General features: G+C 70.9%; 26 protein-coding genes. 16 read left to right on the forward strand and 10 right to left on the reverse strand.

Translation table 11 applies throughout. The features are described 5' to 3' along the window. Nucleotides 1-72: 72 nt before the first annotated feature. Genes AC3RX0_RS03425 through AC3RX0_RS03435 form a run of 3 tightly spaced genes read left to right on the forward strand, consistent with a single transcriptional unit; the run spans nt 73 to nt 1831 of the window. On the forward strand, nt 73-957 hold the full coding sequence (locus tag AC3RX0_RS03425) for an SDR family oxidoreductase (protein WP_491504531.1): 885 nt from the start codon (nt 73-75) through the stop codon (nt 955-957). After that, nucleotides 954-1436 carry a low affinity iron permease family protein gene (locus AC3RX0_RS03430; protein ID WP_491504532.1) on the forward strand — a complete coding sequence of 161 codons (483 nt, stop codon included), beginning with the start codon at nt 954-956 and terminating at the stop codon, nt 1434-1436. The genes AC3RX0_RS03425 and AC3RX0_RS03430 overlap by 4 nt, the downstream gene beginning before the upstream one ends. Nucleotides 1437-1438: 2 nt before the next feature. Continuing rightward, a complete protein-coding gene (locus AC3RX0_RS03435) occupies nt 1439-1831 on the forward strand; it encodes a hypothetical protein (protein ID WP_491504533.1) in 393 nt (130 codons plus the stop codon). A 46-nt stretch (nt 1832-1877) separates the two neighbouring features. Here AC3RX0_RS03435 and AC3RX0_RS03440 read toward each other — a convergent pair whose 3' ends face one another. Both AC3RX0_RS03440 and AC3RX0_RS03445 read right to left on the reverse strand, forming a co-directional pair. After that, a complete protein-coding gene (locus AC3RX0_RS03440; RefSeq protein ID WP_491504534.1) occupies nt 1878-2072 on the reverse strand; it encodes a hypothetical protein in 195 nt (64 codons plus the stop codon). Further along, nucleotides 2069-2287 (reverse strand): hypothetical protein, encoded by a 219-nt coding sequence (locus AC3RX0_RS03445; RefSeq protein ID WP_491504535.1) that lies wholly within the window; start codon nt 2285-2287, stop codon nt 2069-2071. The genes AC3RX0_RS03440 and AC3RX0_RS03445 overlap by 4 nt, the downstream gene beginning before the upstream one ends. 158 nt (nt 2288-2445) lie before the next feature. Here AC3RX0_RS03445 and AC3RX0_RS03450 point away from each other — a divergent pair, with 158 nt between their 5' ends. Beyond that, nucleotides 2446-2646: a hypothetical protein gene (locus AC3RX0_RS03450; protein ID WP_491504536.1), complete on the forward strand. Its 201-nt coding sequence runs from the start codon at nt 2446-2448 to the stop codon at nt 2644-2646. Nucleotide 2647: 1 nt separating this feature from the next. After that, the gene (locus tag AC3RX0_RS03455; RefSeq protein WP_491504537.1) at nt 2648-3139 is read left to right on the forward strand and encodes an FHA domain-containing protein; all 492 of its coding nucleotides are present in this window, start codon (nt 2648-2650) and stop codon (nt 3137-3139) included. A gap of 7 nt (nt 3140-3146) precedes the next feature. Here AC3RX0_RS03455 and AC3RX0_RS03460 read toward each other — a convergent pair whose 3' ends face one another. Together AC3RX0_RS03460 and AC3RX0_RS03465 are read right to left on the reverse strand one after the other, a co-directional pair. Next, nucleotides 3147-3383: a hypothetical protein gene (locus AC3RX0_RS03460; RefSeq protein ID WP_491504538.1), complete on the reverse strand. Its 237-nt coding sequence runs from the start codon at nt 3381-3383 to the stop codon at nt 3147-3149. A 103-nt stretch (nt 3384-3486) separates the two neighbouring features. Further along, a complete protein-coding gene (locus AC3RX0_RS03465; protein WP_491504539.1) occupies nt 3487-4443 on the reverse strand; it encodes a DNA topoisomerase IB in 957 nt (318 codons plus the stop codon). Between the two features lie 175 nt (nt 4444-4618). On the opposite strand from AC3RX0_RS03465, the gene AC3RX0_RS03470 reads away from it, so the two are divergent. The 6 genes from AC3RX0_RS03470 (at nt 4619) to ilvA (ending at nt 11209) form a co-directional block, all read left to right on the forward strand. Then, entirely contained in the window at nt 4619-5857 is a 1239-nt protein-coding gene (locus tag AC3RX0_RS03470; RefSeq protein WP_491504540.1) for an alanine racemase, read from the forward strand. After that, nucleotides 5854-7167, forward strand: coding sequence for a D-arabinono-1,4-lactone oxidase (locus AC3RX0_RS03475; RefSeq protein WP_491504541.1), 1314 nt, complete (start codon nt 5854-5856; stop codon nt 7165-7167). Before AC3RX0_RS03470 ends, AC3RX0_RS03475 begins: the two co-directional genes overlap by 4 nt. Nucleotides 7168-7250: 83 nt before the next feature. Further along, nucleotides 7251-7817, forward strand: a complete 567-nt coding sequence (locus AC3RX0_RS03480) for a LemA family protein (RefSeq protein WP_491504542.1) — start codon at nt 7251-7253, stop codon at nt 7815-7817. A 29-nt stretch (nt 7818-7846) separates the two neighbouring features. Beyond that, the gene (locus tag AC3RX0_RS03485; RefSeq protein ID WP_491504543.1) at nt 7847-8743 is read left to right on the forward strand and encodes a M48 family metallopeptidase; all 897 of its coding nucleotides are present in this window, start codon (nt 7847-7849) and stop codon (nt 8741-8743) included. A 55-nt stretch (nt 8744-8798) separates the two neighbouring features. Continuing rightward, nucleotides 8799-9986, forward strand: a complete 1188-nt coding sequence (locus AC3RX0_RS03490) for an AI-2E family transporter (protein ID WP_491504544.1) — start codon at nt 8799-8801, stop codon at nt 9984-9986. Further along, nucleotides 9983-11209 carry a threonine ammonia-lyase gene (ilvA, locus tag AC3RX0_RS03495; protein ID WP_491504545.1) on the forward strand — a complete coding sequence of 409 codons (1227 nt, stop codon included), beginning with the start codon at nt 9983-9985 and terminating at the stop codon, nt 11207-11209. The genes AC3RX0_RS03490 and ilvA overlap by 4 nt, the downstream gene beginning before the upstream one ends. 21 nt (nt 11210-11230) lie before the next feature. On the opposite strand, the gene greA is transcribed toward ilvA, so the two are convergent. Further along, nucleotides 11231-11722 (reverse strand): transcription elongation factor GreA, encoded by a 492-nt coding sequence (gene greA / locus AC3RX0_RS03500; RefSeq protein ID WP_491504546.1) that lies wholly within the window; start codon nt 11720-11722, stop codon nt 11231-11233. A gap of 85 nt (nt 11723-11807) precedes the next feature. Then, nucleotides 11808-12203 carry a DUF4307 domain-containing protein gene (locus tag AC3RX0_RS03505; protein ID WP_491504547.1) on the reverse strand — a complete coding sequence of 132 codons (396 nt, stop codon included), beginning with the start codon at nt 12201-12203 and terminating at the stop codon, nt 11808-11810. 64 nt (nt 12204-12267) lie between these two features. Here AC3RX0_RS03505 and AC3RX0_RS03510 point away from each other — a divergent pair, with 64 nt between their 5' ends. Then, nucleotides 12268-12585 carry a hypothetical protein gene (locus AC3RX0_RS03510; protein WP_491504548.1) on the forward strand — a complete coding sequence of 106 codons (318 nt, stop codon included), beginning with the start codon at nt 12268-12270 and terminating at the stop codon, nt 12583-12585. Nucleotides 12586-12648: 63 nt separating this feature from the next. On the opposite strand, the gene trhA is transcribed toward AC3RX0_RS03510, so the two are convergent. Continuing rightward, entirely contained in the window at nt 12649-13341 is a 693-nt protein-coding gene (gene trhA, locus AC3RX0_RS03515; protein ID WP_491504549.1) for a PAQR family membrane homeostasis protein TrhA, read from the reverse strand. Nucleotides 13342-13471: 130 nt separating this feature from the next. Here trhA and AC3RX0_RS03520 point away from each other — a divergent pair, with 130 nt between their 5' ends. The 4 genes from AC3RX0_RS03520 to AC3RX0_RS03535 all read left to right on the forward strand — a co-directional run bounded on the left by AC3RX0_RS03520 (nt 13472) and on the right by AC3RX0_RS03535 (nt 17805). Beyond that, nucleotides 13472-14257, forward strand: coding sequence for an isoprenyl transferase (locus AC3RX0_RS03520; protein WP_491504550.1), 786 nt, complete (start codon nt 13472-13474; stop codon nt 14255-14257). Between the two features lie 54 nt (nt 14258-14311). Then, entirely contained in the window at nt 14312-15433 is a 1122-nt protein-coding gene (locus tag AC3RX0_RS03525) for an aminotransferase class V-fold PLP-dependent enzyme (protein ID WP_491504551.1), read from the forward strand. Nucleotides 15434-15617: 184 nt separating this feature from the next. Further along, nucleotides 15618-16994 carry an RNA 5'-3' helicase PhoH2 gene (phoH2, locus tag AC3RX0_RS03530; RefSeq protein ID WP_491504552.1) on the forward strand — a complete coding sequence of 459 codons (1377 nt, stop codon included), beginning with the start codon at nt 15618-15620 and terminating at the stop codon, nt 16992-16994. Between the two features lie 136 nt (nt 16995-17130). Next, on the forward strand, nt 17131-17805 hold the full coding sequence (locus AC3RX0_RS03535; RefSeq protein ID WP_491504553.1) for a hypothetical protein: 675 nt from the start codon (nt 17131-17133) through the stop codon (nt 17803-17805). Between the two features lie 71 nt (nt 17806-17876). Here the strand turns inward: AC3RX0_RS03535 and AC3RX0_RS03540 are convergent, their stop codons facing one another. From AC3RX0_RS03540 to AC3RX0_RS03550, 3 genes are read right to left on the reverse strand one after another with little or no spacing between them, the layout of a single operon-like run. After that, nucleotides 17877-18533 (reverse strand): response regulator transcription factor, encoded by a 657-nt coding sequence (locus tag AC3RX0_RS03540; RefSeq protein ID WP_491504554.1) that lies wholly within the window; start codon nt 18531-18533, stop codon nt 17877-17879. Further along, on the reverse strand, nt 18530-20059 hold the full coding sequence (locus tag AC3RX0_RS03545) for a sensor histidine kinase (RefSeq protein WP_491504555.1): 1530 nt from the start codon (nt 20057-20059) through the stop codon (nt 18530-18532). The genes AC3RX0_RS03540 and AC3RX0_RS03545 overlap by 4 nt, the downstream gene beginning before the upstream one ends. A 34-nt stretch (nt 20060-20093) precedes the next feature. Continuing rightward, complete coding sequence (locus tag AC3RX0_RS03550) at nt 20094-21488, reverse strand: class II fumarate hydratase (RefSeq protein ID WP_491504556.1); 1395 nt, start codon at nt 21486-21488, stop codon at nt 20094-20096. Nucleotides 21489-21502 lie beyond the last annotated feature (14 nt).

A 21502-nucleotide genomic window follows, 5' to 3' on the forward strand; every position in this document is an offset into this window, starting at 1 on the left:
GTCAAGGGGGTCCGCACGGGCAGCCGTTCCCTCTAACGTCGCAAGCCAGGCAGACCGAGCCGAGGAGGGGACATGCCCGAGAGCAGCCAGGGGTCGACAACCGACGAGCAGGGGCCGGCGTTCCCCCCGCAGTCGCAGGAGCAGCCCGGAAAGCTCGGGCTGCAGCATCCACGTCCCGACCACGGCGAGCAGAGCTATCGAGGCCATGACCGCCTGGCCGGAAAGCGCGCCCTGATCACGGGCGGCGACTCGGGCATCGGACGCGCGGCCGCGATCGCGTTCGCACGCGAGGGCGCGGACGTCGCGATCGTGCACATGCCCGAGGAGCAGGAAGACGCGGACGACACGCTCCGGTTCATCCACGCGGCCGGACGCGACGGCCTGAGCCTGCCGGGGGATGTGCGCGACGAGTCCTTCGCCACCCAGATCGTGGACCGCACGATCACGAATCTGGGGGGCCTGGAGATCCTGGTGCTCAACGCCGGCTACCAGAAGGACCGGAACGGCCTCGAGAACCTTCCCACGGACGGCTTCGACCGCGTCATGCGCACGAACCTGTACGGCCTGATGTTCACGGCGCGCGCCGCCGTGCCGAAACTGCGCGCCGGCGCCTCGATCATCGTGACGACCTCGATCGAGGCGTTCCAGCCGGCGCCGCCACTGATCGACTACGCCATGACGAAGGCCGCGCAGGTCGCGTTCGTCCGCGGGCTCGCCCAGGAGCTCGGCCCCCGCGGGATCCGCGTCAACGGCGTGGCGCCCGGGCCGATCTGGACGCCGCTGATCCCCGCGACCGGGTGGGACGGGGATCAACTGGCCTCGTTCGGTCGGGACACGCCCCTGGGACGCGCCGGCCAGCCCGCGGAACTGGCCGGCGCCTACGTCTATCTGGCGTCCGACGACGCCTCGTACGTCTCGGCGGCCATCCTGCCCGTGACCGGGGGGAGGGTGCTGTGAGTGAGAAGGGGACGGCCGCCGTGGGCGAATCGAGGTCGGAGGCGAAATCGCGTCCCGTCCTGCCGGACGAGGTGTCGAAGCGGGTGGGGCTGTTCGACCGATTCGCCGAGTACGCCTCGCGCGTGGTCAGCAGGGCGTTGTTCTTCTGCCTGTGCGTCGTGCTCGTCGTCGTGTGGGCGCCGTCGATCTTCGTGTTCGGCAGCATCGACACCTGGCAGCTGATCATCAACACGGTCACGAGCGTGGTGACCTTCCTCATGGTTGCGCTGCTGCAGAACAGCCAGACACGCTCGGACCAGGCCCTCCAGCACAAGCTGAACGGGATCGCCGATGCGCTCAGCGACCTGCTGGGCGACGAGGGCGAGCCGGAGGGACAGAAGGAGCTCCACGAGGCGATCGGACTCGAGTCGCGCGAGAGCACGAGCGACAACCGCGCCGACAGATCCGGCGACGAGCGCGCTCGTTCGGGAAGGGAGTGACAATGGCCAAGGACACGACCGGCGGCGGTGGCATCCGCCGCGGCCCCGGCACCTCGAAGTCGGTGGACGGTGCGCAGGTGATCTCATCGACCGACCAGACGCAGGAGCGCGACGGGCGCACCCTGGTCACCGTCGATCACGATGTGATCCGCAAGTGGGCCGAGCATCGGGATGCCGAGCCCGCCACGATCGAGAACACCGAGCACTCCGGGCACCTGGGCGTGCTGACGTTCGACTTCGGCGGGGGATCCGAACGGGTGCGCACGGTCTCGTGGGAGGACTGGTTCGACACGTTCGAGCAGCGGGGGCTCAACTTCCTCTTCCAGCAGACCCACACCGACGGATCCGACTCGAACTTCTTCCGGCTCGAGAACCCGGATCGCGAAGACGCCTGAGCCAGGGGCGATCCGACTGGTCCTCCCCAGCGGCCGGACCGCCCCGTCATCCGGCGCCGTCGACGTCCTCGCCGTCGCCCTCCTCGCGGTCCTCCGCGGCCTCGTCGTCCTCTTCGGTCTCGGACCGCTCGCCCGCAGGGTCCTTCTGCGCGTCGGGGCCGACCATGTCAGGGCGTGGGGTCTGGGCGTGCCGGCCCGACCGGTCGGGCTTCTCGTAATCGAGGTTCGCTCCGTCCGTCATGGCGTCTTCCCCGGACCGCCGCGCTGCTTGCGCTCAGACACCTCCGCGTCGTGCTGGTCCTTCGCGGCACCGCGCGCGATGATGTCCGAGGTCGTGTCATCCGGGGCGGATTCGGCGCCGTACGTCCGCTGCTGAGCCTCGCTCGGCGTCTTGTGGGTGCGCGCGTCACCCTCCGGCGCGTCGGATTCAGGATGCTTCGTCCTCTTGTTCCTCATCCTCTGCCTCCTCGACTTCGGCCGCCATGCTGCGGCGACGGACCGACCACGGTAGTCCGGTGCCGACGCCCGGCCGAGCGGGTTGACAACGGGCGCAGGGCTGCTCCGCGGTTGTCAACCCCCTGGCCGTCGACGCGACACAGGAGTGCCCTGGTGTCATGACTGATCCACAGGCCAAGAGCCCGGTCCTCGAGAAGCACGTGAGCTACAGCCTCGTCGTCCCCGATCTCGCGGCGGCGTGGCTGTTCGTGATGGACCATGTCGAAGAGTTCCGGTCTCCCAGCATCCACATCACACCGATGTGGTCCTATCCGGGCGAGCACCTCTCCTACGAGGCGGTCGTGGCGGGGGTGATGTGAGATGACGAAGCCCACGACGACGCACGCGAGCTGGGGTGCGGGACGGCCGCATCTGATCATCACCGGGCCCGACGGATCGCACCGGGAGCATGTGCTGGAGGGCGGTGCGTTCCGCATCGGCTCCGGCGCCGACAGCGAGATCCGCGTGGAGGGCATCGAGACGCTCGCGGCCGAGATCCGCCACGACGAGAACGACGAGTTCGTCTATCTTCCCTACGCGCCCGGCGAGACCAATGCGCGACTGCAGCCGATGACGACCGTGGGCGGCCAGGACGGAGAGGTCCTGCGCACCGGCGCCCGGTTCACCCTGGGGGACTGGACGTTCGTGTTCGCCCGCGACGAGTTCGCCGACCACGGCCGTCCCTACGGCGGGCGCCAGGGCGGCGAGGGGACGATGCAGCCCACCCAGCCGCCCCGGCCCGACTACTCCGACGAGCCCGCCCTTTCGGACGAGCCCGCCGCGGACGAGCCCGGCCGGGACATGGAACGCTGAGGCAGGCTCAAGGCAGGTCCTCGACCTGCACCCGCAGATCGTCGGGGCCGTCGTCCTCGTCGTGGCGGGGCTCGTCCTCCGGGGCGAGATCGCCCTGGCCGTCCTCGCCCAGCCACGCGTCCTCGGGATCGTCGCCCTGCGTGTCGGGTTGCAGACGCGCGTCGCTCGCCTCGATGTCCTCCTCGGGGATCGTCTCGGTCTCGTGGGGCTCGCGTGCGGCCTCGTCGCCCTGCGGGTCGCTCATGATCGTGCTCCTCTCGTCGTCGCCTGTAGACCAGCATCGACGACCGGTCCGTCGCGGCCGACGGGGTTGACCACGGCGCCGACGTGGCGTACGGCCGGCCGCGTCACCCCAGCAGACTGCGCAGCGCACCCTCGGCCGACCGGCGCAGATCCAGGGTCTCGCCCTGTTCGTAGCGCGTGAAGACCCGCGGATCGATGTAGCTGCGTCGTGCGACCGTCGGCGTGTTCCCGAGGAACCGGGCGGCCTCCGCCACCGCCTCCCGCTGGGCCAGCCGGCGATCACGCGCCGTGCCCGCCGGACCCGTGCGGGCCAGGGACCGGGCCGCGACGATGGTGCCGTGGAGCGTACGGAAGTCCTTCGCCGTGATGTCGTCGGACGTGTTCTGCTGGATGTACTCGTTCACATCGGCGGCGCGCAGCGGGACGCGGTGGCCGTCCCGCTGGAAGGCGAACAGGCGGCCGCGCGGTCGCGACCGCGCGAGTTCTTCGACCACGGCGGCCACGTCGGGGTCCTCGAGCCGGCGCTGGATGCGCGCACCGCCCTTGCCGACGAACTGCAGCGTGATCGACGTGTCGTCCAGCACCAGGTCCTGGCAGCGCAGGGTCGTCAGGCCCCGGGTGCCGTAGCGGTTCAGGTATTCCTCCGAGCCGATGCGCACCGCGCTGTCGTCGAGAAGGCGGAAGGCGGCGGCCAGGACGCGCCCGCGCCCGAGGCCCTCGCCGCGGAGCGCGCGGGTGACCCGTGCTCGCGCGCCCGGCAGGTCGGCGGCGAGCGCCAGCGACCGGGCGTACTTGTCGCGGTCGCGGTGCCGGACCCAGTCCGGGTGGTAGACGTACTGCTGCCGGCCGGCCGCATCGACGCCGACGGCCTGGATGTGCCCGCGGGGATCTGCACTGATCCAGACCTGCGTCCACGCCGGCGGAAGCACGAGACTCTCGGCGCGGGACCGGGCCGCCGTCGGCACGGGCCGTCCGTCGGCGCGCTGCAAGCGGTAGCCTGTTCCGCAGGCCACCCGCGTGAATCCCTCGTCCTCTCGGGGCGTGACCCGGTTCAGGCGCATGGCGAGACTGTGCCGCCGACGGGCCGGGCGCGTCAACCCCCTGTCGCGCGGGCGGCACGGGTGGCAGGACGCGACGCACCGGCACCGGGTGCTCCCGTCGGGCCGATCGCGTGCGGACCGGACGCAACGTTCGCGTAGGCTGAAGGTGAGTCGACGCGCGAAGGAGCCCGAACCGATGAGCCTCGACCTGCTCGCCCCCCAGCAGGCTGCCCCGGATCGTCCGTGGCTGCACCCGGCTGCGTTCTGGCAGTCGATGACGGATGCCGTCGCCGACGTGTCCGGACCCGTCGGCGCCGTTCACCTCGGCGCGCTGCGCTACAACGCGCTGGACCTGGCCGTGCGCGCGGGCGGCGTGCCGATCCGCGTGGCCAGCAAGTCCGTGCGCGTGCGCGAAATCGTCGACGCCGTGCTCGCGATACCGGGTTATCGCGGCATCCTCGCCTTCACGCTTCCCGAAGCGCTGTGGCTCGCGGGCACGGGACACACCGACGTCGTCGTCGGCTATCCGAGCGCCGATCGTGCGGCTCTCGCGCGGCTGGCCGCCGACCCGGACGCGGCACGGCGCATCACGCTCATGGTGGACGCGACCGACCACCTCGACCTGGTCGACGCGATCGCCGCCCGCGGCAGCCGGTCCGAGATCCGAGTGTGCATCGACGCCGACGCGTCGTGGCGCGCGCCGGGGCTCGGCCACGTGGGCGTGCGGCGATCGCCCGTGCACGACGTCGCCGAGGTGGCGGCCCTCGCCCGCGCGATCGCGGACCGACCGGGCTTCCGCCTGGTCGGGCTCATGATGTACGAGGCGCAGATCGCCGGCCAGCCCGATCACGAGGGCGCCGGCGACCCGGTCATCCGCTGGATGCAGCGCCGATCCGGACACGAGCTCGTCGAGCGCCGCGCCGCGATCGTCGACGCCCTGCGCGAGATCGCGCCGCTCGAGTTCGTGAACGGCGGGGGAACGGGCTCGCTCGAGCTCACGGCATCCGACCAGTCCGTCACCGAGGTCACCGCCGGCAGCGGGCTGCTGGCCGGGCACCTGTTCGACCGGTACCGCGTCTTCGATCCCGCCCCGGCCGCGGCGTTCGCCCTCGATGTCGTCCGCAAGCCCGCGGACGACATCGCCACCGTCCTCGGCGGCGGGTGGATCGCCTCCGGCCCGCCGGTGGCCTCGCGTCAGCCTCTGCCGGTGTGGCCCGCTGGGCTGCGCACCCTGGCACGCGAGGGCGCGGGCGAAGTGCAGACACCGTTGCAGGGCGAGGCGGCCCGGGGTCTCGCGGTGGGGGACCGGGTGTGGTTCCGGCACGCCAAGAGCGGCGAGCTGGCCGAGCGGATCGACACGTACCGCCTGGTCGAATCGGGTCAGGTCGTCGGCGAGACGCCGACGTACCGCGGCGAAGGGAAGGCGTTCCTGTGACACGACCGGGCGGCGAATGGCGCAACTGGGGCAGATCGGCCCGCGTGCGTCCGCAGCGCATCGAGTTCCCCGCCAGCATCGAGGCGGTGCGGCGGGCCGTGCAGGCGGCCGACCGCCGCGGCCTTGCCGTCAAGGCCGTCGGATCTGGGCACAGCTTCACCGGGATCGCCGTGGCCCCGGGCGTGATGCTCGACCTGCGCGAGCTGACCGGCGTCGTGCGCGTCGACCGCGAGCGGCAGCGGGTGACGCTGCGCGCCGGAACGCCGCTGCACAGCATCCCGGCGCTCCTGCGTCCGTACGGACTCGCGATGCAGAACCTCGGCGACATCGACCGTCAGACACTCGCGGGCGCCGTCTCGACCGGCACGCACGGCACCGGCGCGCGCTTCGGCGGCATCGCGACCCAGGTGGTGGGCGTCGTCCTGGTCACCGCCGACGGCGAGCTGCTCACCGTCGACGAGGAGCAGAACGCCGAGCTGCTGCCGGCGGTGGCACTGGGCCTGGGCGCTCTGGGAATCCTGGTCGAGCTCACGCTGCAGTGCGTGCCGGCGTTCATCATGCACGCGATCGACCAGCCCGGGCCGCTCGAGGCGACGCTCGACGCGCTCGCGCAGCGCGCGGCCGAGGCCGACCACTTCGAGTTCTACTGGTTCCCGCACACCGACGTCGGGCTCACCAAGACCGACACCCGCCTGCCCGACGACGCCCCGCGCCACCCGCTGCCGGCGGTCGGCAAGTGGATCGACGAAGAGCTGCTGTCCAACGGCGTCTACCGGGCCGTGTGCGCGACCGGGACGGCGATCCCCGCGATCATCCCGTCGTTCTCGCGCCTCGCCGTGCGTCTGACGGGCAACCGCGAGTACACGGACTGGTCGAACCGGGTGTTCACGCAGAACCGGGGAGTGCGCTTCCGCGAGATGGAGTACGCGCTGCCGGCCGAGTCCGTCCGCGCCGCTTTCGACGCGTTGCGCGCCCTCATCGACGAGCGGGGCTGGCGCATCTCGTTCCCGGTCGAGGTGCGCTTCGCCGCCGCCGACGACCTGTGGATGTCGACCGCGCACGGCCGCGCCTCGGGCTACATCGCCGTGCACCGTTACTGGCGCGAGGATCCCACCGAGTACTTCGCGGCGGTGGAGGAGATCATGCTCGCGCACGGCGGGCGCCCGCACTGGGGCAAGATGCACACGCTGGATGCCACGGCCCTGCGTGAACGGTACCCGCGCTTCGACGACTTCGTCGCGCTGCGCGACCGCCTCGATCCCGAGCGCCGATTCGGCAACGCGTACCTCCGTCGTGTGCTCGGTGAGTAAGCGCTGAGAGAACGACCGACCGCCGCAGGGGCCCTGTACCCCCGCGGTTAGGATGGGGACACACCGAAACGGAGACTGCATCAATGGAATGGCTGATCCCTGTCATCGTCGTGGTCGCGCTGATCCTGATCATCGGGATCTACCTGTGGGCCACGTACAACTCGCTCGTGCAGCTGGGTGTGCGCGTCGACGAGGCGTGGAGCGACATCACGGTGCAGCTCAAGCGTCGCGCCGACCTGCTGCCGAACCTCATCGAGGCGGTCAAGGGATACGCCGCACACGAGAAGGCGGTGTTCGAGAACGTCACCCAGGCGCGGGCCGAGACGCTGAACGCCGGCGGTCCCGCCGATGCGGGGGTCGCCGAGGGCCACATGCAGCAGGCGCTGAAGTCGCTGTTCGCGGTCGCCGAAGCCTACCCGCAGCTGCAGGCGAGCCAGAACTTCCTGCACCTGCAGCAGCAGATCGTCGACACCGAAGACAAGATCCAGGCATCCCGTCGCTTCTACAACGGCGGTGTGCGCGAGCTGAACACGAAGATCAAGGTCTTCCCGAACAACCTGTTCGCCCGCAACCTCGGCTTCAACGAGCGCGAGTTCTTCGAGGTCGTGGACGGCGCGGCGATCGCGGAGCCGCCCAGAGTCCAATTCTGATGCGGGCCGGGCCGGTGACGGAGGGCTAGGTGTACTCCGCCATTGCGCGCAACAAGCGCAACACGTGGTTCATCCTGACCCTGTTCGTGCTGATCCTCGGGGCGCTGGGGCTGCTGGCGGGGTGGCTCGCCGCGAACAACTGGTGGATCACCGCGTTCATCCTGGTGTTCGCGGGCGGGTACGCGACGGTGCAGTACTTCTTCGCCGACCGGCAGGCGCTCGCTCTGTCGGGCGCGTTCGCGGTGGACCGGCAGAGCGCGCCCCGGTACTACCGGATCGTCGAGAACCTCTGCATCACGACCGGCACGCCGATGCCGCAGCTGTACGTCGTGGAGGATCCGGCGCCGAACGCGTTCGCCACCGGCCGCGACCCCGAGCACGCCGCGATCACGGTGACCACGGGTCTGTTCGAGACGATGACAGACCGCGAGCTGGAGGGTGTGCTGGCCCATGAGCTCGGCCACATCCGCAACTATGACATCCGCGTGTCGATGATCGTGTTCGGCCTCGTCGTGGCCGTCGGGATCCTCGCCGACATCATGCTGCGGCTGACCTTCTTCGGCGGCGGCCGTCGCTCGAACAGCAACGGGGGCGGGCAAGCGCAGATCGTCTTCCTGCTCTTCGGCATCGTGGCCGCGATCGTGGCTCCTCTGCTCGCCGGCGTCGTCCAGGCCGCGATCTCGCGTCAGCGGGAGTATCTGGCCGACGCGACCAGCGCCCTGACCACGCGCGATCCCGACGGACTGGCGTCGGCCCTGGCCAAGATCGGCGAGCACGCACGGCCGCTGCAGAAGGCGAACACCTCGATGGCGCACCTGTGGATCGCCGACCCGCTGCGCCCGAACGCGCTGGAGCGCCTGTTCTCGACGCACCCGCCGATCCCGGACCGCATCGAACGGCTGCACAGGATCGGCGGCTCGTTCTAGCTGGACCGTCGTCGCACCGGCGGGGACGAGGAGAGGCGGCCCGTAGACTGAGCGGGTGGCAGACTCCGACGACAAGCCCCGCGGCTCGTTCCTGGACGCCCTGAGACACCGCACGGTGAGCACCGACATCACCTCGACCGTTCCACGTGGCCTGCGTGTCGCCACGGCCTTCTCCTGGCGGTTCCTGGTCATCGCCGGGGCGGTCGGTCTCGGCATCTGGCTCATCATCCAGCTGAAGATGCTCGTCATCCCGCTGATGGTGGCGATCCTGATCACCGCACTGCTGTGGCCGGTGTTCTCCTGGATGCTGCGGCGGCGCATGCCGCGATGGCTGGCCATCGTCATCTCGGTGATCGGCACGATCGCGATCGTGGCTGGCCTGCTCTGGCTGGCCATCTGGCAGATCACCCAGCAGTGGGCCTCGGTGCGCGGACGCACCGTCGAGGCGGTCGCGCAGCTGCGCGACTATCTCGTCCACGGCCCCCTGCAGGTCACCGAGGCGCAGATCGACTCGCTGCTGGCGGGCGCCTGGTCGATCCTGCAGCAGCAGGCGGAGCTCTTGTGGACCGGGGCCCTCGCGATCGGCAGCACGGTCGGCCATATCGCCACCGGCGGCGTGCTGAGCCTGTTCATCCTGCTGACCCTGCTCGCCGACGGCGGCGGCATCTGGCGGTGGACCACGCGACTGTTCCCGCGCACGGCACGGCCGGCCGTCGACGGCGCGGCCCGGGCCGGATGGCGCACGGTCGTCAACTACGCGCGCACCCAGCTGCTGGTCGCCACGATCGACGCGATCGGCATCGGCCTGGGCGCGTTCCTGCTGGGAGTGCCGCTGGCGGCGCCCGTCGCCGTGCTGGTGTTCCTCGGCTCGTTCGTGCCGATCGTCGGGGCGGTCGTCACCGGCGCCGTGGCCGTCTTCCTCGCCCTCGTCTACAACGGCTGGTGGATCGCGCTGTGGATGCTTGTGGTCGTCCTGGGCGTGCAGCAGCTCGAAGGCCACATCCTGCAGCCGCTGCTGATGGGCTCGGCCGTCAAGGTCCACCCGCTGGCGGTCGTCCTCGTGGTCGCCGGGGGAGCCATGATCGCCGGCATCCCCGGGGCGCTGTTCGCCGTGCCGCTGGCCGCTTTCGTCAACGTCGTGGCGGTGTATCTCAGCCGCCGCGGCTGGCAGGACGACGGCGACTTCGCCGCCGCCGATCTCATCTGGAACACGGTGCCCCGCACCAGGAAGGGGCGCGCATGACCGCACCCACGCTCGCCGAGTTCGAAGACGCGGCGGCGACGCTGCGTGGCGTCATCACGCGCACCCCCATCGATCAGTCCCTGCACCTGACCGACCTTCTGGGCGTGCCCGTGCACCTCAAGCTCGAGAACCTGCAGCGCACCGGCTCGTTCAAGATCCGCGGCGCGAGCTACCGTCTTTCCCGGCTCACCGAAGGCGAGCGGGCGCGCGGCGTCGTAGCGGCCTCGGCGGGCAACCACGCACAGGGCGTCGCCCTTGCCGCACAGCAGCTCGGCATCCCCGCGACGATCTTCATGCCGCTGGGCGTACCGGTGCCCAAGCTCCTGGCCACCCGCGGCTACGGCGCCGACGTCGTGCTCGAAGGGGCCACCGTCGAGACGCCGCTGCGCTTGGCGGCCGAGTTCGCCGAGCGCACCGGGGCGGTGCTGATCCACCCGTTCGACCACCGCGACGTCATCGTCGGCCAGGGGACCCTCGGCCTCGAGCTGTGGGACGCGCTGCCCGACCTCGACACCGTCATCGTGGGCATCGGCGGGGGCGGTCTGATCGCCGGCGTGGGAGCGGCCGTGAAGGCGCGCGCCGCGGCCGCCGGTCGCACCGTGCGGGTGATCGGCGTGCAGGCGGCCAATTCGGCCGCATACCCGGCCTCGCTGCAGGCCGGGCATCCGGTGCAGGTGGCAACCACGCCCACGATCGCCGACGGCATCGCCGTCGCCCGGCCCGGCGACATCCCGTTCGAGATCATCCGGGACGTCGTCGACGAGGTCGTCACGGTCACCGAGGACGACATCGCACGCGCCCTGCTGGTGCTGCTCGAGCGTGCGAAGCAGGTCGTGGAGCCTGCGGGCGCGGTCGGGGTCGCCGCGATCCTCGAGGGCAAGGTGCAGGCGACCGGCACGACCGCGGTGATCCTGTCCGGCGGCAACATCGACCCGCTGCTGCTGCAGCGCGTCGTCGCACACGGGCTCGCGGCATCCGGCCGCTACATGTCGTTGCGGATCGGGCTGCCCGACCGCCCCGGTCAGCTCGCGCAGGTCTCAGAGCTGCTCGCCCAGGCGGGCGCGAACGTCGTCGAGGTGCTGCACACCCGGCACGGCCAGGGCATGCAGATCAGCGAAGTGGTGCTGCAGCTGAGCGTCGAGACCCGCGGCGCGGAGCACCGGGCGCGGGTGATCGAGACCCTGCGGTCGGCCGGGTTCGACCCGACGGTCGTCGAGGACTGACGGGCCGGACCCGGCTGCGGGTCATTGGCCCGAGTAGGTCTCGACCTTCACGACCTCGACGGCGATGTCACGCCCGTTGGGGGCCGTGTACGAGGTCTTCTCGCCCTCCTTCAGGCCCAGGATCGCGGTGCCCAGGGGCGACGCCTCGCTGTACACGTCGAGTTCGCTGTTCGCGGCGATCTCGCGGCTGCCCAGCAGGAACACCTCTTCGCCGCCGGCGACGATCGCGGTCACGACCGTCCCCGACTCCACGACGCCGTTGCTCTCGGGAGCCTCGCCGACGACGGCGTGCTTGAGCAGGTCCTGCAGCGTGCGGATGCGCGCCTCCTGCTTGCCCTGCTCGTCCTTTGCGGCGTGGTAGCCGCCGTTCTCCTTCAGGTCGCCCTCTTCGCGCGCCGCCTCGATGCGCTTCGCGATCTCCTCCCGACCGGTGGTCGAGAGCTGCTCGAGCTCGGCAGCGAGACGGTCGTGGGCCTCCTGCGTGAGGAAGGTCACCGGAGCATCTTCAGACACGTCGTCTCTCCTTCTGTTGAGGGGTCTGCGGGGATATGGCAAAACGCCCCGGCACCGGCCAGGGCGTCTGTCTCTGGTCGAAACCCTATGCCACCCAGCACGAGTTCACCAAACCGGTGGTGGCCTCGCCGACCGTGGGTACGGCCTTGGTGTACGCGTGCGTGTGGCCGGTGGAGGCCGGCAGCTCCACCACGAGCCAGCCGACGATGCCGTGGTCGGAGTCGTCGGCCTCGAGCACGCAGACCGTCTTCGCGCCCACGGGCGCGGTGACCTGGAAGTCGACGGTCACAGTGTGCGCGTCGACGACCTGGTAGGCGGTGGCGGTGGCGTCCGCGGCGTTCACGGTGTTGGCGATCGTGCCCCACGACAGCAGGCCGACGGCGACCACGGCCACCGCCCCGATCACGATCCATGTCCACAGCCGCCGGCGGGCGGAGCCGCCCCGGCCGTAGCGCTCGTCGAGCATCTGCTGCGTTGTCATCACGGCTCCGTCGGGGGAATAGGCTGGGATTCCAGGCTATGCGCTCCGCGCGGAATGAGGAAAAATGCACGCTGCGATCGCCGCCTTCGGGGTCTTCGCCGGGAGGGCTCTCGCCGCCGCCACGCCCAGCCCCACGCCGACCGGCCCGCCGGCCGATACGGTCAATCCCGGTGTGTGGGGGTTCGTCGCGATCGCGCTGCTGGCCGTGGCGGTCGCGTTCCTGCTGTGGGACATGATGCGCCGCATCCGTCGCGCCCGGTATCGAGCGCAGGTGCAGGAGGAGCTGGACGCGCAGCAGCGCGAAGGCGATGCCGCCGTGGCGGCCACCGACGTCGACGACGAGGACGTGGACGCGTCGGGCGACGACCGCGGAACCCGGTGATCCGACCCGGTGGTTCGGGGTCAGGCCTGTCGGCCTGGTCGGCCTCGGTCCCCGTGCCCGCCGTCAGCCCACGTGGAAGACGGGATGCAGGGCGATCAGCAGCGACGCGGTCCAGTGGCACAGGAATGCGAGCACGGTGCACACGTGGAAGATCTCGTGGAACCCGAACGCGCCGGGCCAGGGGTTCGGGCGCTTGAGCGCGTAGACGACCGCCCCGATCGTGTACAGCAGGCCGCCGATCACCACGAGCGTCATCATCGCCGTGTTCGCGTGGAACAAGGGCACGATGTACATGACCGCCGCCCAGCCGAGCGCGAGGTAGAGCGCGACGTAGAGCCAGCGCGGCGCGTTGATCCAGAACACCCGGAACACGATGCCGAGCACGGCCCCGCCCCACACGATCGACAGGATCGTGACGGTCTGCGCGGTGGGCAGGGCCAGGACCGACAGCGGCGTGTACGTGCCGGCGATCAGCAGCAGGATGTTCGCGTGGTCGATGCGCTTGAGTACGGCCTTGGTGGTCGGGCGCCACGAGAAGCGGTGATACAGCGCCGAGTTGCCGAACAGCAGCAGCGAGGTGGCCATGAACACGGCGGCCGACCACTTCGCCGGGGTGCCGTGGGCCAGCACGATCAGCACGATGCCCGCCGCGACGGCGACCGGGAAGGTGGCGGCGTGGATCCATCCGCGCCACGTCGGCTTGATCTCGGTCTGCGCGTCCACGGCCGCAGCGTCCAGCAGGGGGAGCTGGGGCATCGCGGCACCCGTGCCGGGCGCGGCCGAAGCCGGGGTCTGTTCGGGGCGGGGTGGGCGGCTCACCTTCACGAGCCTAGGCGTGGTCGCATGCCGCCGTCGGAACATAGCCGTCGCGCGGTACCTTTGGAGGGTGACGTCTGCGCGGTCGGTCCGGGGCCAAGGCCCGCTCTATCGGCTGTACATCGGACGGCTGCGGCGCCATATCGACCCGGCCTCGGTGCCTGCACACGTCGCGATGATGATCGACGGGAACCGGCGCTGGGCGCGGCAGCTCGGGTATCCCTCGGCCGCGGAGGGCCATCGCGCGGGCGCCGCGAAGATGCGCGAGTTCCTGGAATGGTGCGACGACATCGGCGTGCGCGTGGTCTCGCTCTACCTGCTCTCGCTCGACAACATCCGAAAGCGCACCGCCGCCGAGATCTCCGACCTCATCGAGATCATCGCCGAGCTCGCCGACAGCCTGTCGCATGCCCGCGACTGGCGGGTCCAGCACGTCGGGCGCACCGAGGGGCTGCCGCCGGACCTGGCCCGTGTGCTCGCCGACGCACAGGAGCGCACGCGCGAGAACACCGGACTGCACGTCAACCTCGCGGTCGGATACGGCGGCCGCGGCGAGATCGTCGACGCGGTGCGCAGCATCATCCAGCAGCACGACGAGCGCGGCGGGACGCTCGAAGAGCTGGCGGCGAGCCTGACCCCGGAGCAGATCGGCGAGCACCTGTACACCGGCGGCCAGCCCGATCCGGATCTGGTGATCCGCACCTCGGGCGAGCAGCGGCTGAGCGACTTCCTGCTCTGGCAGTCCGCGCACAGCGAGTTCTACTTCGTCGAAGCGCTCGGACCCGACCTGCGCGAGGTCGACTTCCTGCGCGCGATCCGCGACTTCGCCGACCGAGATCGGCGCTTCGGGGGTTGAGCCGGGCAGAACGCCGGCGGAACCGAGGTCGGGGCCGCGTGCCAGAATGACGTCGTGACCGATCTTGAGTCGTACCTGGCGTCGTTCGACATCGAGCCGGGGTATCTCGACTGGGCGGCATTCGGGCCGCTGTCGGGGGCGGTGCGCTCCGAGACGCACGGTGACACCGAACTGTTCGGCACCGGCCGGCGGGCGAGCATCGATCTGGTCTCGTCTCGCGCCGACGAGGCGCGTGGACGGCTGGCGACGCTGCTGGGCTGCGCGGCGGACGAGGTCGTCCTGCAGCCGTCGACGTCGTACGGCCTGATGCAGGCCATGTACGGGCTCAGCGGTCGGGTTCTGGTCTCGCGCGCCGAGTTCCCGAGCCTGTCGGTGACCGCGGCGCGGGCAGCCGCGCTGCGGGCGGACCTCGGGGTGCAGTGGTTCGAGCCCGAGGGCGGCCAGGTCGGCGTCGACGCGGTCGCCGCCGCGCTCACCGACGAGACCACGGCCGTGGCCGTGAGCCTCGTCGACTTCCGCACCGGCTACCTCGCCGACCTGTCCGGGCTGCGCGACGTCATCGGGGATCGGCTGCTGATCGTCGACGCGATCCAGGCGTTCGGCGTCGTGGACGCCGACTACGCGGCGGCCGACGTCGTCTGCGGCAACGGGTACAAGTGGCTGCGGGCCGGTCGCGGCACCGGGTGGGCGCGGTTCGGCGATCGCGCCCGGGCCCGCATCGAACCGGTGCTGTCGGGCTTCGCCGGCGTCGACGGCGGTCTGCCGCTGGACGGCGTGCCCGCTCCCGCGCCGACTGCCCGCGCGTACGGGGTGACCGCGCCCGATCAGCTCGCGGCCGGGCGCCTGGCCACAGCGCTGGGCGAGGTGCAGGCCGCCGGGGTCGCCGGGATCGCCCGGGCCGTGGGCGACCGCGCAGACGAGGTCCTGTTCCTGGCCGAACGCTACGGCGTGCCGGTCGTCACGCCCGCCGACCGCACCCGGCGCGCCGGCATCGTCGCGCTGGCGCCGTCGCCGGCCGGCGCCGCGTCGCTGGCGGCGGCCCTGGTCAATCGCGGTGTCGCGTTCACCGCGCGCGCCGGGCTCATCCGCCTCGCGGTGCATGCGGGCACCGGCGAGGACACGCTGATGCTGCTCGGCGACGCGCTCGCCGGGTTCGCGGCGGCGGGGTCCTGGTGACCGGATCGGTCCGGGTCCGTTAACCCGCTGTTTCGCGTGTCGAGCGCGCGCGTGCGCGCCTGCGCGTCATACGGTCATGGCATCGGGCAAGTCGCCCGATCGGGTCGGCCAATCGGATCGCGACTCGTGGCCCACGGCCGACACGGGACTCCTGGGACTTCGGTCCCGGATGGGGGAGCGGGTCATGACCACACGGGCATCACAGCAGAACCGGGCCACGGTCGGGCTGGAGCCGGACGACGTCGACGCGATGATCGAGGACCTCGATCAGGATCTGCGCACCTACGTGCTGGACACGTCGGTGCTGCTGAGCGATCCGCGGGCGTTCTTCCGGTTCGCCGAGCATTCCGTCGTGATCCCCGTCGTGGTGATCACCGAGCTCGAGGGCAAGCGGCACGATCCCGAGCTCGGGTACTTCGCTCGCCGGGCGCTGCGGCACCTCGACGAGCTGCGGATCGAGCACGGCCGGCTGGACTTCCCGGTGCCGGTCGGTCACGGGGGGACGCTTCGGGTCGAGCTGTCGAACACGGATGCCTCGGTCCTGCCCGCTGGGCTTCGCCTGGGCGACAACGACACGCGCATCCTCTCCGTGGCGATGCACCTGATGGACGACGGTCAGCGCGTCACGGTCGTTTCGAAGGATCTGCCGATGCGGGTCAAGGCCGCGTCTTTGGGGATCAGCGCAGAAGAGTACCTTGCCGAGCAGGCGGTGGACTCCGGCTGGACCGGTATCGCCGAGCTGGACATCTCGGGCGACGAGATGAGCGACCTGTACGAGACCGAGATCGGCGTCGGCGACGACGTGAAGGGGCTGCCGGTGAACACCGGGCTGGTCATCCACTCCGAGCGCGGCTCGGCGCTCGGCCGGGTCACCGGCGACGGCGAGTACCGGCTCGTCCGCGGCGACCGTGAGGCGTTCGGGCTGCACGGGCGCAGTGCCGAACAGCGGATAGCGATCGATCTGCTGCTGGACCCCGACGTGGGCATCGTCTCGCTCGGCGGCCGGGCGGGCACCGGCAAGTCGGCCCTGGCCCTGTGTGCGGGGCTGGAGGCCGTGCTGGAGCGGCAGCAGCAGCGGCGCATCATCGTGTTCCGGCCCCTGTTCGCCGTCGGCGGCCAGGAGCTCGGCTACCTGCCCGGCGACCAGCAGGAGAAGATGAACCCGTGGGGCCAGGCCGTGTACGACACCCTCGGCTCGGTCGTGTCGGCGAACGTCATCGAAGAGGTCATGGCCCGCGGCATCCTCGAAGTGCTGCCGCTGACCCACATCCGCGGCCGGTCCCTGCACGATGCATTCGTCGTCGTCGACGAGGCGCAGTCCCTGGAGCGCAATGTGCTGCTGACCGTGCTCAGCCGCATCGGGCAGAACTCGCGCGTGGTGCTCACGCACGACGTCGGCCAGCGCGACAACCTGCGGGTGGGCCGGCACGACGGCGTCGCGTCGGTCATCGAGACCCTGAAGGGCCACGACCTGTTCGCGCATGTGACCCTGACGCGGTCGGAGCGGTCCCAGATCGCCGCGCTGGTGACGGATCTGCTGGAGGGCGAGGAGCTGTCCTGAGGGCGTCATGAGACCGCACGGCCGCCCGTATGCCCGCCACCGCATGAGAAGAGTCTCACCCCCTCGATGCCGTGCCCGGTGCGAAAGGGGGCACCATAGAGGAGCGCACGATCGTCGTGCGCCGGAGAGGTGGGATGTGGACGCTCGAGCGGCACTCGTCGCCGGCGGCGGCGCCGCTGTCGCAGTGACCGTGGCGGTCGCGTCCGTGATCGGCATCACCAGCGCCGCGGCGCTGGCCGACCGCGCGGGCACGCCGCTGGCGGACGCGGCGATCGTGGTGCCCGGACACACGCTGCCCACCGCAGCGGCCTCGACGGCCGGCGAGACCAGGACAGGTCCGGTCACGGTCCCCGCCCCCGACGCCCAGGAGATCTCAGAGCAGCCCGCGCAGCGGCCTGTGGCACGCCCGTCGGCCTCCGCGGCGAGGAACGCCACGGGCGGTTCATCGACACCGAGCCAGACCGGGCGGCGTGCCGGCTCCGCCGGCGACGACGCGCGTCGTGGCGGACAGAGCGGGAACGGCCAGGGCCAGAACGACCAGGGCCAGAACGGCCAGGGCCAGAACGACCAGGGCCAGAACGACCAGGGTGCCCGAAAGGGTCAGATCGGCCAGAGCGCCGACGACAACGCGCAGGACCTGCTGCGCCGTGCCCAGCAGTGGCGCTCCGAGATGAGCGTGCAGCTGCGGCGCGCGAGCCGGCAGTTACAGGATTCCGCCCGAAAGGCGGTCGAGACGTCCGACCAGGTTCATCCCCGTACCTGGGACGGATGGCAGAAACAATCGTCCCGTTCCCCAGACAGCGGCGATTGAACGGGTGGGCGACCCCAGCGCCCACCCGATCCCAGCCCCCGGTGTTTCCCCGACGCCGGGGGCTTTCTGCATCACTCCCAGCGGTAGCCGACGCCGCGCACGGTGGTGATCCGATCGTGCCCGAGCTTGCCGCGCAGATACCGGACGTATACGTCGACGACGTTCGAGCCCGGGTCGAAGTTCATGCCCCACACCTCGCTGAGCAGCCACTCGCGGGTGAGCACTTCGCCGGGGTGGCGCAGGAACTGCTCGGCCAGGGTGAACTCGCGCGCTGAGAGATCGACCTCGCGCCCGCCGACGCTGATGCGCCGCGCCAGCAGGTCGAGCTCGACGTCGTCGCGGGAGAGGGCGTACGAAGGCCGTGGAGCGGAGTCGGTCAGGCGGCGGCGTACGCGCGCGAGCAGCTCTTCGAACGTGAAGGGCTTCGGGACGTAGTCGTTCGCGCCGCCTTCGAGCCCCTCCACGGTGTCGCGGGTGCTGGTCCGGGCCGTGAGCATGATCACCGGGACGGCGGAACCGGCGGCGCGCACCGCCCGCAGCACCTCGAAGCCGTCCATCACAGGCAGGCCGATGTCGAGCAGGACGAGGTCGACGTCGCCGCTGAGCGCGAGCTCGAGAGCGCGATCGCCCTCCTCGGCGATCACGGTGTCGTAGCCGGCGGACTTCAGTCCCCGCTGCACGAACGCAGAGATCGAGGGCTCGTCCTCGGCGATCAGGATCCGGGTCATTCAGCGGCCTCTCTCTGCAGAAGGACGTCGCCCGCGCGAACGGGGCGGGGGAGTGCGGCGGAGCCGGTCTGCACCGGGACGCGGATCGTGAACGTCGCCCCGCCGCCCGGGGTGTCACCGACCTCGCAGCTGCCCCCGTGCGCTTTCACGATCGCGTCCACGATGGCAAGGCCGAGGCCCGAGCCGCCCACGGAACGCTTGCCGCCGGCGCGGTCGAATCGGCGGAAGATGCGACGGCGGGCGGCCGCCGGGATGCCGGGCCCGTGGTCGCGCACCCACAGCCGGACCTCGTCGACGGTTGCGACGCTGCCCACGTGCACGGGGGCGCCCGGGGGCGTGTACTTGGACGCGTTGTCGGCCAGCTGCAGCCACGCCTGCAGCAGCCGGTCCGGATCGCCGTTGATGCGAACGTCGGCGGTGGCCTCGACATCCCAGCCATGCCCGGGGATCACGGCGACCAGTTCGCCGAGACGGCGGGTGAGGTCGGCGATCGAGACCTCGCGCATCTCGAACTGCTCGCCGCCCTCGACGGCCGCCAGCAGATCGATGTCCTGCACGAGACGGGTCATCCGGTCGAGCTCGGCGATGCCGAGGGCGCGTGTGCTGGCCACATCGTCCGGGTCCGTGGCATCCATCAGCTCCAGGTGACCGCGCACGATCGTGATCGGCGTCTTCAACTCATGGCGCACGTCGTCCAGCAGCTGCCGCTGCACGTCGACCGAGCCCTCGAGCCGGTCGAGCATGGAGTTGACCGTGCGCGTGAGGTCGGAGATGTCGTCGTCGCCGTCGGCGGGCAGCCGCGCGCCGAAGTCGGCGAGGGTGATGGCGTCGGCGGTCTCGCGCAGATGCCGGATCGGCGAGAGCAGACGTCCTGCGACGAACCAGCCCACGCCGCCGATCGCGGCGACCATGATCAGCGCCGCGACCGCGTAGGTGAGGATCGAGGCGGTCACCGGCTGCAGCTCGTCGTCGAGATTCACCGCCCGCAGATACACGCCGTTCGTGGCGTCGCCCGGCATCGTGATCGGCACGGCGATGTACCTCAGCGCGCCCTCCGCCGTGCCGGCCGTGCCCATGACCGAGGTCTTCGCCTTCTCGGCCTCGTCCCACGCGCGCGTGATGAGAGCCTTCTGCCGCGAGATGTCGAAGCCGCTGAGCGTGGACGGGCGGTACCGGGCCCGTCCGTCCACGATCGCCACGGCCGCCTCATTCTGCGCGGGCACCAGGCGCGCCACCGCGGCGCGCAGGTAGGCCGAGACCGACGTGAAGTCGGTCGGGTCGAGCTCTTCGGTCACCGTCGCCGCGGACCCGGATCCGGCATCGCTCGGCGCGCCGCCGCCGGTCGCGGCCACGGTGCGCAGCGCTGCCACCTGGGTCTTCAGGCGCTGGTCGACGCTCGCGATCACGCGCTCGCGCTGCACCACGAACGTCACGCCGCCGACGACGGCGAGGCCGACGACGGCGACGGCGAGGATCGCACCCAGGATCCGGGTGCGCGCTGAGACGGGGCGATGCGCACGATGCACCACGCCATTATCGCCTGGCTGCCTGCGGGACGCCTCAGCCGGCGTGCGTCATCGACAGCACGTCGAGCTTGGCGTCCAGCTGATCCTCGGTGATTTCGCCGCGCTCGACGTAGCCGAGGTCGACGACGGCCTCGCGCACCGTGATGCCCTTGGCGATCGCGTGCTTGGCGATCTTGGCCGCCGCCTCGTACCCGATGATCTTGTTCAGCGGGGTGACGATCGACGGCGACATGCCGGCGAAGGCGGCGGCGCGCTCGATGTTCGCCTCGAGGCCGTCGACGGTCTTGTCGGCCAGGACGCGGATCGCGTTGGCCAGCAGCCGGATCGACTCCAGCAGGGCGGTGCCCATGACCGGGATCGCGACGTTGAGCTCGAACGCGCCCGAGGCGCCGGCCCACGCGACCGTCGCGTCGTTGCCGATCACGCGCGCGCACACCATGAGGGTCGCCTCGGGGATCACCGGGTTGACCTTGCCGGGCATGATCGACGACCCGGGCTGCAGGTCGGGGATGTGCAGTTCGCCCAGGCCGGTGTTGGGGCCCGAACCCATCCAGCGCAGGTCGTTGTTGATCTTCGTCAGCGAGACGGCGATCGTGCGCAGGGCGCCGGATGCCTCGACCAGGCCGTCGCGGTTCGCCTGCGCCTCGAAGTGATCCTTGGCTTCGACGATCGGCAGCTCGGTCTCGGCCGCGAGCAGCTCGATGACCTTCTGTGGGAATCCGAGCGGCGTGTTGATGCCGGTGCCGACCGCGGTTCCGCCCAGCGGGATCTCGCCGACGCGGGGGAGGGCGGCGCGCACGCGCTCGATGCCCAGCCGCATCTGGCGGGCGTAACCGCCGAACTCCTGCCCCAGCGTCACCGGGGTCGCGTCCATGAGGTGCGTCCGGCCGGACTTGACGGCATCCTTCCACAGCTCGGCCTTCGCCTCGAAGGCGACCGCGAGGTGGTCGAGGGCCGGGATCAGATCGTCGATGAGCGCCTGGGTGACGGCGATGTGCACCGAGGTCGGGAAGACGTCGTTCGACGACTGCGACGCGTTCACATGGTCGTTCGGGTGCACGGCGGCACCCAGACGCTGCGTCGCGAGAGTGGCCAGCACCTCGTTCATGTTCATGTTCGAGCTCGTGCCCGAACCGGTCTGATACGTGTCGACGGGGAATTGGTCATCGTGCGCGCCGGTGATGACCTCGTCGGCGGCGGCGGCGATCGCATCGGCGATGCCGGCGTCGAGCACGCCCAGGCTCTTGTTCGCCAGCGCGGCGGCCTTCTTGATGCGCGCCAGGGCCGCGATCTGCGTCGACTCGAGCCCCTTGCCCGAGATCGGGAAGTTCTCCACCGCACGCTGCGTCTGCGCGCCGTACAGGGCGGATGCCGGCACCCGGACCTCGCCCATGGTGTCGTGCTCGATGCGGTATTCGATGTCAGTCACTTCGTCGTTCCTCC

Source organism: Microbacterium sp. W1-4-2, assembly GCF_058349885.2.

Excerpts from the sequence above, each read along its gene's own strand:
- AC3RX0_RS03425 (WP_491504531.1), top strand. The coding sequence starts at position 73 with ATGCCCGAGAGCAGCCAGGGGTCGACAACCGACGAGCAGGGGCCGGCG.
- AC3RX0_RS03435 (WP_491504533.1), top strand. The coding sequence starts at position 1,439 with ATGGCCAAGGACACGACCGGCGGCGGTGGCATCCGCCGCGGCCCCGGC.
- AC3RX0_RS03440 (WP_491504534.1), bottom strand. The coding sequence starts at position 2,072 with ATGACGGACGGAGCGAACCTCGATTACGAGAAGCCCGACCGGTCGGGC.
- AC3RX0_RS03445 (WP_491504535.1), bottom strand. The coding sequence starts at position 2,287 with ATGAGGAACAAGAGGACGAAGCATCCTGAATCCGACGCGCCGGAGGGT.
- AC3RX0_RS03450 (WP_491504536.1), top strand. The coding sequence starts at position 2,446 with ATGACTGATCCACAGGCCAAGAGCCCGGTCCTCGAGAAGCACGTGAGC.
- AC3RX0_RS03455 (WP_491504537.1), top strand. The coding sequence starts at position 2,648 with ATGACGAAGCCCACGACGACGCACGCGAGCTGGGGTGCGGGACGGCCG.
- AC3RX0_RS03460 (WP_491504538.1), bottom strand. The coding sequence starts at position 3,383 with ATGAGCGACCCGCAGGGCGACGAGGCCGCACGCGAGCCCCACGAGACC.
- AC3RX0_RS03465 (WP_491504539.1), bottom strand. The coding sequence starts at position 4,443 with ATGCGCCTGAACCGGGTCACGCCCCGAGAGGACGAGGGATTCACGCGG.
- AC3RX0_RS03470 (WP_491504540.1), top strand. The coding sequence starts at position 4,619 with ATGAGCCTCGACCTGCTCGCCCCCCAGCAGGCTGCCCCGGATCGTCCG.
- AC3RX0_RS03480 (WP_491504542.1), top strand. The coding sequence starts at position 7,251 with ATGGAATGGCTGATCCCTGTCATCGTCGTGGTCGCGCTGATCCTGATC.
- ilvA (WP_491504545.1), top strand. The coding sequence starts at position 9,983 with ATGACCGCACCCACGCTCGCCGAGTTCGAAGACGCGGCGGCGACGCTG.
- AC3RX0_RS03505 (WP_491504547.1), bottom strand. The coding sequence starts at position 12,203 with ATGACAACGCAGCAGATGCTCGACGAGCGCTACGGCCGGGGCGGCTCC.
- AC3RX0_RS03510 (WP_491504548.1), top strand. The coding sequence starts at position 12,268 with ATGCACGCTGCGATCGCCGCCTTCGGGGTCTTCGCCGGGAGGGCTCTC.
- trhA (WP_491504549.1), bottom strand. The coding sequence starts at position 13,341 with ATGCCCCAGCTCCCCCTGCTGGACGCTGCGGCCGTGGACGCGCAGACC.
- phoH2 (WP_491504552.1), top strand. The coding sequence starts at position 15,618 with ATGACCACACGGGCATCACAGCAGAACCGGGCCACGGTCGGGCTGGAG.
- AC3RX0_RS03540 (WP_491504554.1), bottom strand. The coding sequence starts at position 18,533 with ATGACCCGGATCCTGATCGCCGAGGACGAGCCCTCGATCTCTGCGTTC.